The 13,390-nt window shown below is 67.7% G+C and carries 17 protein-coding genes; 6 read left to right on the forward strand and 11 right to left on the reverse strand.

Features of this window, described 5'->3' with window-relative positions:
- Positions 1-20: 20 nt before the first annotated feature.
- Positions 21-881, forward strand: a complete 861-nt coding sequence (locus BN2156_RS23885) for a GNAT family N-acetyltransferase (protein ID WP_090517309.1) — start codon at positions 21-23, stop codon at positions 879-881.
- On the opposite strand, the gene BN2156_RS23890 is transcribed toward BN2156_RS23885, so the two are convergent.
- From BN2156_RS23890 to BN2156_RS23900, 3 genes are all read right to left on the reverse strand, one after another.
- Positions 875-1,489, reverse strand: a complete 615-nt coding sequence (locus BN2156_RS23890) for a pyridoxamine 5'-phosphate oxidase family protein (protein WP_090517310.1) — start codon at positions 1,487-1,489, stop codon at positions 875-877. The two genes, BN2156_RS23885 and BN2156_RS23890, sit on opposite strands and share 7 nt — an antisense overlap.
- Before the next feature lie 133 nt (positions 1,490-1,622).
- Positions 1,623-2,717: an o-succinylbenzoate--CoA ligase gene (gene menE / locus BN2156_RS23895; protein WP_235625458.1), complete on the reverse strand. Its 1,095-nt coding sequence runs from the start codon at positions 2,715-2,717 to the stop codon at positions 1,623-1,625.
- 41 nt (positions 2,718-2,758) lie between these two features.
- Positions 2,759-3,112: a DUF3349 domain-containing protein gene (locus BN2156_RS23900; RefSeq protein WP_090517312.1), complete on the reverse strand. Its 354-nt coding sequence runs from the start codon at positions 3,110-3,112 to the stop codon at positions 2,759-2,761.
- Positions 3,113-3,377: 265 nt separating this feature from the next.
- On the opposite strand from BN2156_RS23900, the gene BN2156_RS23905 reads away from it, so the two are divergent.
- Genes BN2156_RS23905 through BN2156_RS23915 form a run of 3 tightly spaced genes read left to right on the forward strand, consistent with a single transcriptional unit; the run spans position 3,378 to position 5,289 of the window.
- The gene (locus BN2156_RS23905) at positions 3,378-4,649 is read left to right on the forward strand and encodes an inorganic phosphate transporter (RefSeq protein WP_090517313.1); all 1,272 of its coding nucleotides are present in this window, start codon (positions 3,378-3,380) and stop codon (positions 4,647-4,649) included.
- 36 nt (positions 4,650-4,685) lie between these two features.
- Positions 4,686-4,970, forward strand: a complete 285-nt coding sequence (locus BN2156_RS23910; RefSeq protein WP_090517314.1) for a hypothetical protein — start codon at positions 4,686-4,688, stop codon at positions 4,968-4,970.
- 10 nt (positions 4,971-4,980) lie between these two features.
- Complete coding sequence (locus BN2156_RS23915) at positions 4,981-5,289, forward strand: DUF3349 domain-containing protein (RefSeq protein WP_090517315.1); 309 nt, start codon at positions 4,981-4,983, stop codon at positions 5,287-5,289.
- An 8-nt stretch (positions 5,290-5,297) separates the two neighbouring features.
- Here BN2156_RS23915 and BN2156_RS23920 read toward each other — a convergent pair whose 3' ends face one another.
- Together BN2156_RS23920 and BN2156_RS23925 are read right to left on the reverse strand one after the other, a co-directional pair.
- Positions 5,298-5,681 carry a VOC family protein gene (locus BN2156_RS23920; RefSeq protein ID WP_090517316.1) on the reverse strand — a complete coding sequence of 128 codons (384 nt, stop codon included), beginning with the start codon at positions 5,679-5,681 and terminating at the stop codon, positions 5,298-5,300.
- Positions 5,682-5,725: 44 nt separating this feature from the next.
- Complete coding sequence (locus BN2156_RS23925) at positions 5,726-6,595, reverse strand: SDR family oxidoreductase (RefSeq protein ID WP_090517317.1); 870 nt, start codon at positions 6,593-6,595, stop codon at positions 5,726-5,728.
- Between the two features lie 65 nt (positions 6,596-6,660).
- Between BN2156_RS23925 and BN2156_RS23930 the strand changes: the two genes are divergently transcribed.
- Complete coding sequence (locus tag BN2156_RS23930; protein WP_090517318.1) at positions 6,661-7,155, forward strand: pyridoxamine 5'-phosphate oxidase family protein; 495 nt, start codon at positions 6,661-6,663, stop codon at positions 7,153-7,155.
- Between the two features lie 57 nt (positions 7,156-7,212).
- Here the strand turns inward: BN2156_RS23930 and BN2156_RS23935 are convergent, their stop codons facing one another.
- Positions 7,213-8,130 (reverse strand): 1,4-dihydroxy-2-naphthoyl-CoA synthase, encoded by a 918-nt coding sequence (locus BN2156_RS23935; RefSeq protein ID WP_090517319.1) that lies wholly within the window; start codon positions 8,128-8,130, stop codon positions 7,213-7,215.
- A gap of 110 nt (positions 8,131-8,240) precedes the next feature.
- Between BN2156_RS23935 and BN2156_RS23940 the strand changes: the two genes are divergently transcribed.
- Positions 8,241-8,519, forward strand: coding sequence for a hypothetical protein (locus BN2156_RS23940; protein ID WP_019344506.1), 279 nt, complete (start codon positions 8,241-8,243; stop codon positions 8,517-8,519).
- A 6-nt stretch (positions 8,520-8,525) separates the two neighbouring features.
- Here BN2156_RS23940 and BN2156_RS23945 read toward each other — a convergent pair whose 3' ends face one another.
- From BN2156_RS23945 to BN2156_RS23965, 5 genes are all read right to left on the reverse strand, one after another.
- Positions 8,526-8,975 (reverse strand): nitroreductase family deazaflavin-dependent oxidoreductase, encoded by a 450-nt coding sequence (locus BN2156_RS23945; RefSeq protein WP_090517320.1) that lies wholly within the window; start codon positions 8,973-8,975, stop codon positions 8,526-8,528.
- A gap of 9 nt (positions 8,976-8,984) precedes the next feature.
- A complete protein-coding gene (locus BN2156_RS23950) occupies positions 8,985-9,674 on the reverse strand; it encodes an HAD family hydrolase (RefSeq protein WP_090517613.1) in 690 nt (229 codons plus the stop codon).
- A 22-nt stretch (positions 9,675-9,696) separates the two neighbouring features.
- Positions 9,697-10,923, reverse strand: coding sequence for an RNA polymerase sigma factor (locus BN2156_RS23955; RefSeq protein WP_090517614.1), 1,227 nt, complete (start codon positions 10,921-10,923; stop codon positions 9,697-9,699).
- Positions 10,924-11,041: 118 nt separating this feature from the next.
- Positions 11,042-12,652, reverse strand: coding sequence for a fatty-acid--CoA ligase FadD8 (fadD8, locus tag BN2156_RS23960; protein WP_090517321.1), 1,611 nt, complete (start codon positions 12,650-12,652; stop codon positions 11,042-11,044).
- Positions 12,653-12,848: 196 nt separating this feature from the next.
- Positions 12,849-13,307 carry a YciI family protein gene (locus tag BN2156_RS23965; RefSeq protein WP_090517322.1) on the reverse strand — a complete coding sequence of 153 codons (459 nt, stop codon included), beginning with the start codon at positions 13,305-13,307 and terminating at the stop codon, positions 12,849-12,851.
- Positions 13,308-13,390 lie beyond the last annotated feature (83 nt).

Below are 13,390 nucleotides of genomic sequence, written 5' to 3' on the forward strand. Positions count from 1 at the left end.
TGTGCGGGCACAATATCGACGTGGCTATCAACGGTGAGGCAGACGTGAGCTCGGATCCAGTGTTCTGCGGTGTCGATCTGGCCAGGCGTATCGAGAAGGCGGAGGCGGACCTGATCGCTGCGGCGACCCATGCTGCCGGACAGCGGGGCGCCGATGGCCTGGTCCTCCCGCTCGCCGGTGGATACGCCTGTTTCGCCGAGCCGGATTCGCCGATGAACAAGGTGGTCGGTCTCGGCTTCGACGGGGTGCCCGACGAAGCGGTGCTGGGTGAGGTCGAGCGGGCTTTCGCCGCACGCGGCGCCGCCACCCGCGTGGAGTTGTCGAACCTGGCGGATCCGGAGATCACGGCCCTGTTGTCCGGACGGGGATATCGGCTCGTCGAGTTCGAGAACGTGCTCGGCAGGCCGGTGGGTGACGAGCGCACGCCGGCGACCGACGTGCAGGTGCACCGGGCCGACGATCTCACCGCGTGGGTGAACGTCGTGGTGGAAGGCTTCGCCCATCCCGACGGTGAAGGCCCGGTCAGTCACGAGGACTTCCCTGCCGACATCATCGAGCGGGCCGAGCGCGACATGGAAAAGGCCGGGGCCACAGCGTATATCGCGTTGTGCGACGGTGTGGTCGCCGGTGGCGGGATGATGCGGCTTACCGATGGGATCGCTCAGCTGGCCGGGGCTGCGACGGCTCCGGCCTACCGGCGCCGCGGGGTGCAGGCCGCGCTGCTGGCGACGAGGCTGGCCGAGGCGGCCGACGCCGGAAGCGAGATCGCCGTGGTGACGACGGCGCCGGGCTCGAAGTCCCAGCACAATGTGCAGCGTCGCGGTTTCCAGTTGCTCTACACGCGGGCGGTCCTGGTGAAACCTGCCGAAGCGGCTCAGTAGAGGATCTTGCGCAGGTTGTCCTCGCTGTAATACGCGTCGAGTTCCTCCTGGCTCTGGTCGGGCTTGAACGCCTTGGCCATCTGTGCCACCGAAGGCACCGCCGTCGGATCCCAGGTCTCGGGCTTCCAGGTGTCCGAGCGCAGGAATGCCTTGGGGCAGTGGAAGAACACTTCTTCCACGGCGATCTCCAGCGCCAGGATCGGCCGCTTGCCGTCAACCACCATGGCATCGAAATAGTCTGCGTCGGCCAGGATCCGGGCGGTGCCGTTGATCCGCAGCGTGTCACCGCGGCCGGGGATCACGAACACCGTGCCCACGTGCGGGCGCTGCAGCACGTTGAGGAAACCGTCGACCCGCCGGTTGCCGGGGCGTTCCGGGATCGCGATCGTGGTGTCGTCGATGATCTGGACGAAACCCGGCGGGTCACCCTTGGGGGAGACGTCGACGCGGCCGTGTGCATCGGTGGTCGCCACGAAGCCCAGCGGTGACTGCTTGAGCCAGCGCTGCTGCGCTTCGGACAGGCGGCCGGTCACTTTCTTGGCGACGGCGGCGGTGGGTTGGCCGACGATGGCACGCAGCTCATCCGCGGAGGTCACTTCACGGCTCATGTCTCCATCATGCCCAAGCCGACAACTGAGATTTCGGGTCGCGGGTCCGGCGACGCTCCCGCGAGAACAGCGCCGCGGTCGTCATCGGTGGCGCGGAACAGCCATTGCGTTGCTTTGGACGCGGTTGCGCTGCTCAGTTTGCGTAGCGGGCGGCCAGCGTGCGCCGGTCGAGCTTGCCGATGCCGCGGCGGGGCAACTCGTCGACGATGTGCACCTCGCGCGGTGCGGCGGTGGCGTCCAGGGTCTGCGCCACATGGGCGCGCAACTCCGCCACGTCGGGGGCCGACGAACCCGGGGTCAGCACGAGCGCGGCCACCACCCGCTGACCGAGCCGCGCGTCGGGGACACCGAACACCGCGCACTCAGCGATCGCCGGATGGTCGGCCAGTGCCGATTCGACCAGCTGCGGCAGCACCGTCAAACCGCCGGTGCTGACCGCGTCGTCGATCCGGCCCAGAACGCGCAATACCCCTGAATCATCCACGGTGCCAAGGTCGTCGGTGCGGAACCAGCCAGGCTCGGCAAAGGGGTCGGGGCTGGTCGGGTTGCGGTAGCCGCGGGCCACCGTCGCCCCGCCCAGCACGATGCGCGAATTGTCGATGCGCACCTTCACGCCGTCGAGTGCCACCCCGTCATACACGCAGCCGCCCGCAGTCTCGCTCATCCCGTAGGTGCGCACCACGTTCACCCCGGCCGCTTCGGCACGTTCGGCCACGCCGTCCGGCATCGGGCCGCCGCCGATCAGCACGGCGTCGAGGTCGGCCAATGCCGCCCCGGCGGCCGGGTCGCGCAGGGCCTTGTCCAGCTGTACCGCGACGAGTGAGGCGTAACGGCGTCCACTGCCCAAAGCCGCTACCGCAGAAGGCAACTCGCCGGGATCGAAGGAGGCCGCGACGGCGACGGGCGTGGTCCCGGCAAGGACACTGCGCACCAGGACCTGCAAACCCGCGATGTGATGGGCGGGCAGGGCGAGCAGCCACCGGCCGGCGCCGCCCAGCCGAGTGTGGGTGGACTCGGCGCCGGCCCGCAACGCGGCCGCGGTCAGTTGCGCGCCCTTGGGTTCGCCGGTGGTACCCGATGTCGAGATCACCACCGCGACGTCGTCGTCGATTTCCTCGCCGGCACGCAAAGTGGTTGCCAGCAAGGAGCTCTGACGTTCGTCACCGGCCGGGACCGGCAGGATGGCGTGCCCTCGTCCGGTCAGGACGTCATCGAGGACCGTCAGCAACTGCTCCGTCGCGGATCCGACGGCGACGGGGCGCAGGACGGCTATGCCGGGCCCCCTGGCTCTTTCGGGTCGTCGCCGGTGTTGGTTCCGGCGTCGCCGGCATCCTCGGCGTCGCGCGGATCGTCCAGCGGCCAGCCCTTTGCTGCCAGTCGTTCCCGCACGCGCTCGACGTCCTCGGCCCGCGGCAGCTCGTCGGTGATCTGGGTGATGAGAACGCCGATGTCGATGTGATCGAAATCACCGCGATCGATGAGATCCCGTGCGACGGCCTTGACTTCGTCGTTGGTGAGGCGCCGGGTCAACAGCGCCAACAACGGCACCCGGTCTGGTCCGGGCACCCCCTCGGGGTACCCGGCGTTGAGCCAGGCCGCGATCTTCGCGAGAAAAGCGTTCACTGTGCCTACTCCTGATGCACCCGAGCGAGGTTCCACCGGACATACGAGTTTGAGTCGGAGGACCGCATTGATGGTAGTGCCGTCCACCGACTCAGGCTCGCAGTGAACTTATAGCCCGCTCGGGGATCGGCAAACCGCCCCGGCGAACAATCCGGGGTGGGCAGATGAACACTAGGTGAACTCATTCGGATCGTATTCGAATTCCCAGCTCAGCGAGGTGTTTCCGGCTGGTCAAAAACGCCCGCGGTCCGACAGAATTACCGCCATGAGCGCTGAGCTGATCGTCCTGGTGCTGTTGATAGCAACGGCACTGGCTTTTGACTTCACAAATGGCTTTCACGACACCGGCAACGCCATGGCCACCTCGATCGCCACCCGCGCTCTCAAGCCGAAGACGGCGGTGTTGCTGGCCGGCGTGCTGAACCTCGTGGGTGCATTCCTCTCCGTCGAGGTCGCCATCACCGTCACCAGTTCGGTGCTCAAGATCCAGGACTCCAAGACCGGGGCGCTGATTCCGTCGATCGATGCCTCAACCGGGCTGACGATCATCTTCGCCGGCCTGATCGGCGGCATCCTGTGGAACCTGCTGACGTGGCTGTTCGGCATCCCGTCGAGCTCGTCGCACGCACTGTTCGGCGGTCTTATCGGCGCCGGCCTGGCGGCGATCGGCCTGGCCGGGGTGAACTGGACCGGCGTCACCCAGAAGGTGCTCATCCCGGCGGTGGCCGCTCCGGTGATCGCCTGCCTGGTCGCCGGCTGCGGAACCTGGCTCGTCTACCGCATCACCCGCAACGTCGCGCAGAAGCGCCGTGAAGCGGGCTTCCGCTGGGGACAGATCGCCACCGCCTCGCTCGTCGCGCTCTCGCACGGCACCAACGATGCGCAGAAGACCATGGGCGTCATCGCGCTGGCCCTGATCACCACCGGCCACCTCAGCGGGGACGTGAAGAACAACGGGCTGCCGTTCTGGATCATCGCCTCCTGCGCGCTGGCCATCGGCCTGGGCACCTACATCGGCGGCTGGCGCGTCATCCGCACCCTGGGCAAGGGCCTGGTCGAGATCGAGTCTCCGCAGGGGCTGGCCGCCGAGGCGTCCTCGGCCGCGATCATCCTGAGCTCCAGCGCGGCCGGCATGGCCCTGTCGACCACCCACGTGGCCACCGGTTCGATCCTGGGCAGCGGTGTCGGTAAGCCGGGCGCCGAGGTGCGCTGGGCGGTCGCCGGACGCATGGCCGTGGCCTGGCTGGTGACCCTGCCCGCCGCCGGCATCGTCGGCGCGCTGGCGTTCTGGCTGTCCCACGGCATCGAGTCGCTGACTTCCTCGGCGCTCGCCGGTGACGGCGTGATCTTCCTGGTCCTGGTCGCCCTTTCGGGGTACATGTGGTGGCGCGCCCAGCAGCAGAAGGTCGACCACAGCAACGTCAACGCCGATTGGGACCACTCCACCAACTCGGTGGTGCCCGCCGAGCTGCGTGAGGCAGGCAAGCCCGGCTCTCCCAGCGCCGAGAAGCCCGGCGCCGACAAAGCCAGCGTCTGATCACCCCGGTCACACAAGCGGACACAAGGAATCGCAATGACTTATCTCGAAGCCATTTTGAAGGTGCTCGTGGTCGGACTGATCCTCGGCGCCGGTCTGCCTGCGGTGTTCGCCGCGGGGCTCGTGGCCTACTCCAACGGTGAGGGCGGCGTCAATGCCGACGGCACCACCCACGCTCCCAACCCCGTCCTGAAGTTCCTCGGGCTGACGTTGTTCGTCTTGGTGGGCCTGGTGATCCTGGTCGCCATCGCGTGGATCACGCGCACCACGATCATCCACCACACCGGCGTCGACCTGTTCCCGTTCCTGCCCAAGAAGTGAGCTGAGCGACGTGACCGAGACGACGAGCTTCCTGGACAACGTCCTCAACTGGCTGCGCGCGGGTTACCCAGAGGGCGTGCCGCACACCGACCAGTTCGCCCTGCTGGCGCTGCTGACCCGGTCGCTGTCCGAGGACGAGGTGGTCCAGGCCACCCACGACATCTTGAAGTCGAGCAGCGGCGACAGCCCGGTCACCGACGACGAGATCCGGCTGGCCGTGCGCAATGTCATCGACAAGGACCCGAACCCGGAAGAGATCAACCAGGTCGCCGCGCGGCTGGCCTCGGTGGGTTGGCCGCTGTCGACCCCGGTGCGCTGAGGCGGGGTCTAGCCGCGGGTGTCCCGGCGCAGCGGATGCGTCTCGGGCACCTGCACGAAAATCAGCGTGATGCCGTCGGGATCGGTCACGTGCATCTCGTGCAGTCCCCACGGCTCCTCGGCCGCGGCCCGGGCGATTGCCACTCCGCGACCTTCCAGTTCAGCCTGGGTGGCGTAGACGTCGCGTACCTGTAACCACAACGCCCCCGGGAACGTCCCGGATTCGGTGGGGCTGTGGTGACCGGCCAATTCGATCAGTGACTGTCCGGCGTAAAACACTGTGCCTGCACCGTATTCGCGGGCGATGGCCAGGCCGATCCCGTCGCGGTAGAACGCCACCGACTTCGGGTAGTCGACCGGCCGGATCAGCATCCGGCTGGCCAGGATTTCCATCTCCCTTGTCTACCACCGCGGCCGGACGCCCGCGGGGCGACACGTCAGACCGGCTGGACCCGTTGCCGTTTCATCACGGCGTCGACCAGTCCGGGCGCGACGGTGTTGAGTGCCTTGGCGGTGACGGCCATACGCGGGGCGATCTGCACCGGGCGAGTGCGTGCCGCGGTCAGCATCCAGTCGGCGGCCTCGCCGGCCGACAGCCCGGGCAGCCCGTCGTAGGCCCGGGTGGGGGCGATCATCGGGGTCTTCACCAACGGGTAGTACAGCGTCGTGGAATGCACACCGTCGGCGGCCCATTCGGTTTCGACGACCCGGCTGACCGCGGCCAGCGCAGCCTTGGAGGCGTTGTAAACGGCGAACAGTGGCGAGGATTCGTTCATCACGCCCCAGGTGGCGACGTTGATGATGTGCCCGTCGCGGCGGTCGCGCATGCCGGGGGCCAGGCCGCGGATGAGCCGCAGCGGTGAGTAGTAGTTGAGCGTCATGGTGCGCTCGACGTCGTGCCAGCGGTCCAGCGATTCGGCCAGCGGACGCCGAATCGAGCGGCCGGCGTTGTTGATCAGGATGTCGACGCCGCCGAGGTCGCGTTCGACGGTGGCGACCAGCTCGTCGATGGCATCCATGTCGGACAGGTCCACCGCGTGGGCGCGGGCGTCGCCGCCCTTGGCGGTGATCCGGCCGACCAGGTCGTCGAGCAGTTCCTGACGGCGCGCCACCGCGATCACGCTGGCCCCCTTCGCGGCGAACTTCTCTGCCGCCGCTTCGCCGATGCCCGACGAAGCACCGGTCAGCAAGATCCGCTTGCCTGCGACGTCGATGTCACCTCGGGCCTGCAGCCGTTCGGTCAATGGCGGGCGCATGCTGGTCAGCAGCAGCTGTTCGGACAGCCGGCGCAGCGGGCTCTTGCTCATGCGCCGAGTTTAGGTGTCCTAGCTTTCCGCGATGATTTGTGGGCCTTTGCCGGGTCGATACCGCTATGACGATCATCGGCAAGCTCGACCAGCGTTTCAGCGAGGCGACCGAAGCAACCGACTGGGACACCGCTGCCGGGGCACTCGCTGCTGCCGGGTTGTACTGGCTCACGACGGTGCGGGGCGATGGGCGCCCGCACGTCACACCGTTGGTAGGCGTGTGGACCGACGATGCGTTCGTGTTCTGCACCGGGCCGTCGGAGCAGAAGGCACGCAACCTGCAGGTCGGTGCGGCCGTCGTCGTCACCACCGGTACCAACGCCTGGAACGCCGGCCTCGACGTCGTCGTGGAGGGCGTCGCGGCACGGGTGACCGGCCGTCAGCGGCTCACCGCCCTGACCGATGCCTATCGGGCCAAATACGGCGATGACTGGAATTTCGATTGCAACGACGAGGTTTTCGACCCGGAGGGCGAAGCCGCGATCGTTTACGAGGTGACCCCGGCCAAGGTGCTCGCATTCGCGAAATCACCCCACGGGCAGACCAGCTTCCGTTTCTGACCGGGTGATTTGTGCACGATTACCGACGGTCAGCGCGGGTAATCGTGCACAAGTCGCTCAGAAGTAGCGCGGGAAACCACTCCAGTCCGGATCGCGCTTCTCCAGGAACGCGTCACGGCCTTCGACGGCTTCGTCGGTCATGTAGGCCAGGCGGGTGGCCTCCCCGGCGAACACCTGCTGGCCCACCAGGCCGTCGTCGATCAGGTTGAACGAGAACTTCAGCATCCGGATCGCCTGGGGTGACTTGCCGTTGATCTCGGCGGCCCACTGCAGACCGACGGACTCCAGCTCGGCGTGGTCGACGACCTCGTTCACCGCGCCCATCTGGTACATGGTCTCGGCGTCGTAGGCGCGGCCCAGGAAGAAGATCTCGCGGGCGAACTTCTGCCCGGTCTGGCGGGCCAGGTAGGCGCTGCCGAACCCGCCGTCGAAGCTGCCCACATCGGCGTCGGTCTGCTTGAACCGGGCGTGCTGGCGGCTGGCCAGGGTCAGGTCGCAGGTGACGTGCAGGCTGTGCCCGCCGCCGGCGGCCCACCCGTTGACCAGGCAGATCACCACCTTCGGCATGAACCGGATCAGCCGCTGCACCTCGAGGATGTGCAGCCGCCCGGCCCGCGCCGGATCCACGGTCTCGGCGGTTTCGCCTGCCGCGTACTGGTAGCCGGACCGGCCGCGGATGCGCTGATCCCCGCCGGAGCAGAACGCCCAGCCGCCGTCCTTGGCCGATGGGCCGTTGCCGGTCAGCAACACCACGCCGACGTCGGGGGACATCCGGGCGTGGTCGAGGACGCGGTACAGCTCGTCGACCGTGTGCGGCCGGAAGGCGTTGCGTACCTCGGGCCGGTCGAATGCGACTCGCACCGTCGGTTGTTTGGTGCCGTCGGCGACATGACGGTGATAGGTGATGTCGGTCAGATCGTCGAAGCCGGGCACCGGCTCCCAGGCTGTGGGATCGAACGGGTTGTCTGCGCTCACGTGCTCGACTGTAGAGCGAACGTCTCCAGAGGTTTCACAGGTACCGCTACGGGGTACCAACCTCGGCGCGATGATGCGTACCGCGCATCACCAGAGGAGAGAGGGCCACGATGAAGAAGTTGGCGAGTGTGTTGATGTCGGGTTTGGCCGCGGGCGTGGTGCTCGTGGGATGCACACCCGAGGTGACCGGCGGTGACACGAAGTGCAAGGACTTCATCGGGCAGGACGAGAAGACGCAGAACGACGCGGTGGCCAAGATGCTCAAGGACGAGAAGGGCACCGATGCCGCGCAGCTGGAGATCACCGGCACCCGGTTGGCGGTGCAGACCTTCTGTCAGACGACGGGCAAGCAGGACTCCAAGATCAAGGAGGCCCCGCACCTGAGCTGATGCCGGCTAGACCGGGTCCAGCCGGAACACCGGGCACCGCCCGGCCAGGGCCTCGAACTCGTCGGGGTTGGGCCCGGTCACCAGGCCGGCGTTGCGCATGAAGCCGACGCCGGTCGGTACCAGGACCGGAAACTGGCGCAACAGCGGCCGGGCCTGCTCGGCGGGAATTTCAACCACACGCACGCGCTGGTCGTGCCGGCCCTGGCGCACAGTGGCCTCGCCCGCGGCGCGGGCGTTGGCCGCCCAGTCACCACCGGGTAGTCCGCCGACGACGTAGCGGTGGCCGTCGACGGTCATCGGGGTGACGGGTGTGGACCGTGGTTTCCCGGTCTTGCGGCCCGGCACGGTCAGCACCACGGGTCCCTTGTCACCGCCGACGCCGAACTTGTTGAGCCCGATCATCACCTTGTTGACGTACTTCAGCCACCACGGTGGCTTGATGCGGTCGTCAGCCATGGCTCCACCCTAGGCGCGGATACCGACACCCTGCAGGGCCGTGATCAGTCCGTCGGGGCGCTCGGCGGTGGGGAGCGGGTCGACGAGTGCGAATCGGCACCCCACCGCGCGGGCGCCGCCGTCGGCCTCCTCGCTGTCGCCGACCATGAGCGTGTCGGCAGGGGCGACGCCGAGGCGGTCCAGCGCGGTGGTGAAGATCGCCGGGTCTGGCTTGACCGCACCGACTTCGAAGGACAGCACGAACTCGTCGACGTGCTCGGTGGCGCCGATCGTCGTGAAGGCCGGGCGTACGTCGAACGCGATGTTGGAGACGACGGCTGTCCGGATGCCTTGTGCGTTCAGGTTTTTGAACACCCGCGCGGTATCGGGATAGGCGGTCCAGCTCGCCGGGTCGATCACCCGGTTGTAGAGCGCCTCGGCGTGGTGGTCGGCCAGCCCGGATTCCCGCAGCACGTGCAGGTAGGCCTCTCGGTGCAGATGCGGAGCCAGGTCGCGGTTGGCCCAGGCCCGGTACTGCTCGTCGGTCATCGCCACGGATCGTCCGGTCGGGGCGGTCAGGCGGCGCATCAATTCGGTCTGGACGTGGCCGTCGACCTCGCGTTCGTCGACGGCCATCCCGGCGAACCAGCTGTCCTGTTCCTCGAGGCGGAACAGGGTCCCGGAGAAGTCGAACAACACGGCCGACACCATGTCCGCCATCGTGCCATGGCCCCGGCGGTTGTCAGCCATGCTCGCGGGTTGCCTTGCCGGTCAGTACCTCTCGCTCACGTTCATTGTCGGTGAGTGCGGCCGCCCGGGTGAACTCCTGGGCCGCCTCCCGGTGCCGGCCCAGCCGGGACAGCAGTTCGCCGCGCACGCTGGGCAGCAGGTATGAGCCGTCCAGGCCTTCGATACCGTCGACGATGGCCAGCGCTTCCCGCGGGCCCGAGTGCATCGCGACGGCCACCGCGCGGTTGAGCTGCACCACGGGCGACGGCGTGATCTGCAGGAGTGCGTCGTAGAGCGCGACGATGCGGCTCCAGTCGGTGTCGGCGGCGGTCGGGGCCACCGCGTGGCATTCGGCGAGCGCGGCCTGCAGTGCGTACGGGCCCCAACCTCGTTGCTGCCGTGCGGCACTGGAGCGTTGCAGGGCTGCGACACCGCGCTGAATCTGGGCGCGGTCCCATCGTGCGCGGTTCTGGTCTTCCAACAGGATGGGCCGGCCCTGCGCGTCGGTGCGGGCCGCAAAGCGTGAAGACTGGAACTCCATCAGTGCCAGGAGGCCGTGGACCTCGGGTTCGTCGGGTACCAGGGCGGCCAGTACGCGGCCCAATCGCAATGCCTCGGCACACAATTCGTCACGGATCCAGCGTTGTCCGAACGACGCCGAGTAGCCCTCGTTGTAGATCAGGTAGATGACCGACAGCACTGCCGACAGCCGCTGCGGGTATTCGTCGCGGGGTGGCACCTCGAAAGGCGGGTTGGCTTGGGTCAGGCTCTTTTTGGCCCGGGTGATGCGGGCGGCCGCGGTGGCCGTGGAGATCAGGAAAGCCCGGGCGATCTCGTCGGTGCTCAATCCGCCGATCATCCGCAGGGTCAGCGCCACCTGGGCCTCGCGGGACAACACCGGGTGGGCGGCGATGAAGATCAGCCGCAGCACATCGTCGTCGATCCGGTCGGGATCCCATGACTCTTCGACATGCTCGGCCAGATCGCGGGCCAGCACCGCGTACTTGGCGTCGAGGTTCTCCGCGCGCCGCCAGTGATCGATGGCCTTGCGTTTGGCCACCGTGGTCAGCCAGGCGCCGGGGTTGCGCGGCACCCCGGACTGCGGCCATTGCGTGAGCGCGTCGAGCAGGGCGTCGGAGGCCAGATCCTCGGCGAGGGCGACGTCGCCGACCGTGCGGGTCAGCGTGGCCAGGATCTTGGCCGCCTCCATCCGCCACACCGCGTCGAGCGTGGCCCGCATGTCGGTGCCGGCCGCTGGGTCGTCTGCCACGCCGCCATTCTGCCGAGTGTCACGCTGGAGTGGCGCTCAAGCTCGAGCGCCACTCCAGCGTGACAAAGCGGGCAACCGGGCTGGGAACTCAGCCGATCGCGCGGGCCGCGCCCTCCCAGAACTGGGCCCGCACGGCCTTCTTGTCGGGCTTGCCGAGTGCGGTCACCGGCACGGAGTCCACGACGATCACCTGCTTGGGCGATTGCACCGAGCCCTTGCGGTCCTTGACCGCGGCCTGGATCTCGGCGGTCACCGTGGCCACCGCTTCGTCGCTGGAGTCTGCGTCTGGACGTAGCACGATCACCGCGGTGACGGCTTCGCCCCACTTCTCGTCGGGGGTGCCGATCACGCACACCTGCGCGACCGAAGGATGTTCGGCCACAACGTCTTCGACCTCGCGCGGGAACACGTTGAACCCACCGGTGACGATCATGTCCTTGACCCGGTCGACGATGAACCAGTAGCCGTCCTCGTCCTCACGGGCCATGTCGCCGGTGTGCAGCCAGCCGTCCTTGAACGTGTCGGCGGTGGCCTCGGGCAGCTTCCAGTAGCCGCCGGCCAGCAGCGGGCCGGACACGCAGATCTCGCCGACCTCGCCCCGCGGCACGGGGTTGCCCTCGGCGTCCAGCAGCGCGGTCCGCGCGAACAGCGTGGGCCGGCCGCAGGAGGTCAGCCGCTTCTCGTCGTGGTCCTTCTTGCCCAGGTACGAGATCACCATCGGGGCCTCGGACTGGCCGTAGTACTGCGCGAAGATCGGCCCGAAGCGCTTGAGCGCCTCGGCCAGCCGCACCGGGTTCATCGCGGAGGCGCCGTAGTACACCGTCTCCAGCGAGGACAGATCCCGGGTGTGCGAGTCGGGATGGTCCATCAGTGCGTAGATCATCGACGGCACCAGCATGGTCGCGGTGATGCGGCGCTCCTCGATGACCCGCAACACCTCGGCCGGGTCGAACTTGGTCAGCACCACCAGTTCGCCGCCCTTGACGATGGTCGGCGTGAAGAAGGCCGCGCCCGCATGCGACAGCGGGGTGCACATCAGGAAGCGCGGGTTCTCGGGCCACTCCCATTCGGCGAGCTGAATGGTGGTCATCGTGGAGATGGACCGGACAGTGCCCATCACGCCCTTGGGCTTACCGGTGGTGCCACCGGTGTAGGTGAGCCCGCCGACGTGATCGGGGTCGAGTTCGGCGGCCACCAGCGGGACGGGGGAGTACTTGGCGGCCTCGGCCGTGAGGTCGGTGACCGACGCGTTGGAGGCGGCCAGCGCCTCGGGCACGGGGCCGATGGTCAGGATCTGGCGCAGCGACGGCACTTTTTCCAGCAACCCGAGGGCCCGCTCCACGAAGGCGGGCGTGGGGTCGATGATGAGGGTGGTCACCTCGGCGTCGGACAGCACGTAGGCGTGGTCGTCCAGCGAACCGAGAGGGTGTAGTGCGGTGCGACGGTATCCCTGGGTCTGGCCGGCACCGATGATCATCAGCACCTCGGGCCGGTTCAGCGACAGCAGGCCGACGCCTTCGCCGGTGCCCGCCCCGAGGGCCTCGAAGGCCTGAATGTACTGGCTGATGCGTTCCGCGAGCTCGCCACCGGTCAGTGTGGTGTCGCCGAGGAACAGCACGGGTTTGTCTTTGTTGCGCTTGAGCGCGCCGACCGTGAGGTGGCCGGAATGGATCGGATGGTGCAGCAGCGCATCACTCATGGGTTCCAGATTAGAACGTGTTCCAGAAATTGCGGAGCCGATCCCCCGATGTCGGCGTAACACGAGGTCCTTGCGGACCGAAACACAGGTAGCGCGCTACTCGTGTCGTCGCGGTCGGCGCTGCTTAATGTCACTGATGTGGGGGTGGGGAGCCAGGCCCCGGCGGGTTAGGGACCGCCGGGGCCTGTGCCTCTGATCAGCGGTTGGCGGCCGCGCGGGCCTGCTGGGCGAGCTTCTCGGCCACCTCGGCCTTCCACTGGATCTCTTTCTGGATCCATTCGTTGTCCTGCGGGAACTCGTCGGTCTCGCTGACCCGGCGGACCTCCAGCTTCACACCGCATCCCAGCGGGCACTTCCGCGCCCACTGCTTGGCCTCCTCCTTGGACGAGACATCGAGGATCCAGAAGCCGTTGAACAGTTCCTTTGCCTCGGTGTAGGGCCCGTCGGTGACCACCGGGGGATCGGCGTTGAAATCGACGACGAATCCTTCGTCGGGGTCGGTCAGTCCCTCACCGGCCAGCAGAACGCCGGCCTTGATCAGCTCTTCGTTGTAGCGGCCCATCGACGCGATGATCTCGTCGAAGTCGATGTTCTGCTCGGCCATGGCGACCTCAGCCTCGGGGGTGGACCGCATGATCAGCATGTAGCGCGACATTGTGTGTCTCCTTCTGGTGTCGGGAAGGGGCCTGACCATTGTGGTTCAAGTGGCCCTCGCTACTACGTCGAACGGCACCGGGG

Origin of the sequence: Mycolicibacterium neworleansense (assembly GCF_001245615.1) — a bacterium.
GTDB classification, from domain to species: domain Bacteria; phylum Actinomycetota; class Actinomycetes; order Mycobacteriales; family Mycobacteriaceae; genus Mycobacterium; species Mycobacterium neworleansense.

Bases quoted from the DNA above. Each gene is read 5' to 3' on its own strand.
- fadD8 (WP_090517321.1), bottom strand. From the start codon at position 12,652: ATGAGTGATGCGCTGCTGCACCATCCGATCCATTCCGGCCACCTCACG.
- BN2156_RS23965 (WP_090517322.1), bottom strand. From the start codon at position 13,307: ATGTCGCGCTACATGCTGATCATGCGGTCCACCCCCGAGGCTGAGGTC.
- BN2156_RS23910 (WP_090517314.1), top strand. From the start codon at position 4,686: ATGACTTATCTCGAAGCCATTTTGAAGGTGCTCGTGGTCGGACTGATC.
- BN2156_RS23930 (WP_090517318.1), top strand. From the start codon at position 6,661: ATGACGATCATCGGCAAGCTCGACCAGCGTTTCAGCGAGGCGACCGAA.
- BN2156_RS23890 (WP_090517310.1), bottom strand. From the start codon at position 1,489: ATGAGCCGTGAAGTGACCTCCGCGGATGAGCTGCGTGCCATCGTCGGC.
- BN2156_RS23950 (WP_090517613.1), bottom strand. From the start codon at position 9,674: ATGGCGGACATGGTGTCGGCCGTGTTGTTCGACTTCTCCGGGACCCTG.
- BN2156_RS23940 (WP_019344506.1), top strand. From the start codon at position 8,241: ATGAAGAAGTTGGCGAGTGTGTTGATGTCGGGTTTGGCCGCGGGCGTG.
- BN2156_RS23920 (WP_090517316.1), bottom strand. From the start codon at position 5,681: ATGGAAATCCTGGCCAGCCGGATGCTGATCCGGCCGGTCGACTACCCG.
- BN2156_RS23945 (WP_090517320.1), bottom strand. From the start codon at position 8,975: ATGGCTGACGACCGCATCAAGCCACCGTGGTGGCTGAAGTACGTCAAC.
- BN2156_RS23925 (WP_090517317.1), bottom strand. From the start codon at position 6,595: ATGAGCAAGAGCCCGCTGCGCCGGCTGTCCGAACAGCTGCTGCTGACC.
- BN2156_RS23955 (WP_090517614.1), bottom strand. From the start codon at position 10,923: ATGCGGGCCACGCTCGACGCGGTGTGGCGGATGGAGGCGGCCAAGATC.
- BN2156_RS23905 (WP_090517313.1), top strand. From the start codon at position 3,378: ATGAGCGCTGAGCTGATCGTCCTGGTGCTGTTGATAGCAACGGCACTG.